This is a genomic window from Tabrizicola sp. (genome assembly GCF_041911175.1).
Lineage (GTDB): Bacteria > Pseudomonadota > Alphaproteobacteria > Rhodobacterales > Rhodobacteraceae > Tabrizicola.
This window is the reverse complement of sequence record NZ_JAYRPN010000154.1, coordinates 1-2090: the sequence shown is the minus strand read 5'-3', so window position 1 is coordinate 2090 and position 2090 is coordinate 1. Positions and strand designations below refer to the sequence as shown.

Sequence of the window (2090 nt, the reverse complement as noted above, 5' to 3'; positions counted from 1 at the left end):
CGGTGTCCGAGAAGCCCGCATTCCGCGCCGCGTTTCGTCGCTGGCGATGCATTGTGCCTGCCAGCGGTTTTTTCGAATGGAAGGCCGTTCAGGAAGACGGTCGCACGGTAAAGCAGCCCTATTTCATCTGCCCCCGGGATGAAAACGCACTGTTCGGGTTCGCGGGGCTCAGCGAGCGGTGGGTATCGCCCGACGGCGAAGAAATCCACTCGTGCTGCATCATCACGACCGACGCCAACGCGTTGATGATGCCGATCCACGACAGGATGCCGGTCATCTTGGCCCCCGGCGATTACGACGCCTGGTTGGACCCCGCCAACGTGAATGCGGAGATGTTGCGCGTATTGCTTTGCGCTGCCGAGGCCGATGACATGATCGCTTACCCGGTGAGCCGGGCAGTCAATTCATCCCGTACCGATGCCCCGATGCTGGTGGAGCCGGCATGACCCAGCGGCTGCGTCCGGGCATTGCCGAGCCCGTGTTTCTGATGTTCTCCCGCCAGCAGATAGAAACCGGCGACATCGGTGAGCCCCTTGAATTCTTGCGGGGCTTGACGGCCGACCCGCAGGCAGCCCTCGACTACTGCGGTCGGATCAGCCTGATGGTCGACGGATACAACGACGACCCGCGCGAAATCTTCGAGATCTCGGAGGTCCGGGCCTTCCTCAAAGGCCTCGACGCGCAGTGGCCCTACTGGTTCTTCTTCCTGTCCCAGGCCGACGACTCGATCAAGCTGCTGGAGAGCTGCCTGTGCGACACCATCGAGGTGATCCCGGGCGTTGCGTCCATCGACCTCGATCAGATGGAGCGGGCGCTGGCGCGCCACTTCGGGGCCATGAACCGCCTTTGCGAGGCGCTGAACGTGCCGGAGGAGCAGATCGAGGAAATCTCTGAGGGGATCGTCAGCCTCATCCACAACGCATCGGTCGAGCGGATCGACGGCGACGATTACCAGTAGCCGCGCCGCCGCACCAGATACTGGCCGCGCCCGGCCCCTTCGACTGCGGAACCATGTGGAGCGGCAGCCTGCGCTCGAAAGTGTCCGACGTACGCTTCATCTCGCATGGCATCTCGCCCTCAGGCATCTTCTCGAACGACAGATTCAGTACAACGGGGTCTAGGCGAGGTCTAGGCGGTGTGTGGTCTGCGAACGTCTCAAGTCCCCGGCGCATTCATCAAGTACACCCCCTGACTTCCCTGGCGCTTGCGGGTGGCAATTCAGATCGCTGGCTTGAGCCTGGATAAGCCCTGCGCAATACTGCAAGGGCTTTCTGTGGACATCGTGTCTGCACAGCCTTCATCGGCGACCTCGGTCGCCTTGAAGTCCAGCCCTGCTGGCGTCGCAGTCGTTACCTGCCTCAAGGATACCCGGCGTCGATCGGGTCCGGCCATGTCCATGGCCGTGTGTCTTGTTCAGCCACCCGGCTGAATGCTGTGTCCTGCCGCGCGACCTTCGGGTCGATCGGCATCGAGCGAAGGCCCCGTTCGCAAGAACCATGGGCCTTCATCCTGCACGTGCCGCCTGGCACGTCGCCGAGCCGCTCTGCTGTCCACGGCGGAGCATCCCGAACGGGGAACCCCAAGTTCCCCGCCAGGGATGGGTGTTCCCTTCCATTCCTGAAGGAGAACACCATGTTCGCAATCCCTGTAACGAGAGAGTCGCGCCCGGTCGCCGTGCTGCTGGGAGGCTCCGGACATGCCCGGACGCCCGCTGTTCGCACGCCCGCCGTGCCGGCGCTGCTGAAGCTGCAGCCCAACGCCCCCGGGCGCTCCGGCTGCGCTTCCGAGTACCGCGCGTCAGGAGGCTGATCATGCCGATCAGCCTCTACCGCCGGCGCATTGCCGCCACTGTGATCCAACTGGCCAAGGACGATCCGTCCCTGGTCAAGGAGGTGATCGCCCGCTTGCGAGAGTCGGGTGAGATCGAAGCCGACGATCTGGTCTACCTGGACCGGATCGCCGACCGCTGGATGAGGATTGCCGAGGACAACGGCAGGCACGCCGCATCAACGTATCCGCGTCAAGCGCGCGGGTAGCGGGATGCCCCTGGCCTTCGCCATTGCCGCAGCGATCTTTTCCAGCAGATCGGG

General features: G+C 63.7%; 3 protein-coding genes. All 3 read left to right on the top strand.

Annotated features, from left to right (window positions below; translation table 11 throughout):
• Nucleotides 1-446: SOS response-associated peptidase (locus ACE3P6_RS21200; RefSeq protein ID WP_374398424.1), on the top strand; the 446-nt coding region annotated here is incomplete at its 5' end.
• Nucleotides 443-958, top strand: coding sequence for a hypothetical protein (locus ACE3P6_RS21195; RefSeq protein WP_374398422.1), 516 nt, complete (start codon nucleotides 443-445; stop codon nucleotides 956-958). The genes ACE3P6_RS21200 and ACE3P6_RS21195, both read left to right, overlap by 4 nt.
• A gap of 853 nt (nucleotides 959-1811) precedes the next feature.
• Entirely contained in the window at nucleotides 1812-2036 is a 225-nt protein-coding gene (locus ACE3P6_RS21190) for a hypothetical protein (RefSeq protein WP_150430409.1), read from the top strand.
• Nucleotides 2037-2090: the final 54 nt, after the last annotated feature.